Source organism: Bradyrhizobium sp. 142 (assembly GCF_023074015.1).
Lineage (GTDB): Bacteria > Pseudomonadota > Alphaproteobacteria > Rhizobiales > Xanthobacteraceae > Bradyrhizobium.
Map to the genome: position 1 here is coordinate 1 of NZ_JADPKQ010000270.1, position 742 is coordinate 742.

Consider the following 742-nt stretch of genomic DNA (forward strand, 5'->3'; position numbering starts at 1 on the left):
TGACGATGCGGTGCTGGTGATCGACGAGACCGGCTTTCTCAAGCAGGGTAAGGCCTCGTGCGGAGTGGCGCGGCAATACACTGGTTCGGCAGGGAAGATCACGAACTGCCAGATCGGCGTCTTCGCTACCTACGTTTCGCGTCATGGTCATGCGTTCATCGATCGCGCGTTGTATCTTCCGAAGGAATGGACCGACGATCCAGATCGTCTGGAAGCCGCCTATGTGCCTGCCGATGTCGGCTTTGCGACCAAACCAAAGCTTGCGACGAGAATGATCGCACGTGCGATAGCCGCGTCTGTACCATTCAAGTGGGTTGCCGGTGATACGGTCTATGGTGTTGGCGACATCGAACAGCAACTACGGCGGGCAGGCAAAGGCTACGTGCTTGGGGTCAGCAGCGCTCATCTGTTTCGATCCTGGGGCAAGCGACCGCCGGTCGCCGGTACGGCCGCGGACCTCGCCCGGACGCGGCGCCCGTCCGACTGGAAGCGCCTGTCGGCGGGAGCCGGAACCAAGGGACCGCGGCTGCATGACTGGTGTTATCTCGAACTGGCCGACCTCGAGGCCGAGCAGTTCAACAGCGCAAATGATGGTTTATGGACGCGCGGTCTACTGATCCGTCGTCGCATCGCCGATGATGACCTCGCCTTCTTCACCACCTGGTGCCCAGCGGGAACATCAATTGAAACGCTGGTCGCGGTCGAAGGCCATCGATGGGCGATCGAGGACAGCTTTGAAACC

General features: G+C 60.6%; 1 protein-coding gene. It reads left to right on the forward strand.

Features of this window, described 5'->3' with window-relative positions; genetic code table 11:
- Positions 1 to 742 (forward strand): IS701 family transposase (locus tag IVA82_RS24080; protein ID WP_247493589.1); only part of this gene is annotated, 742 nt, incomplete at both ends.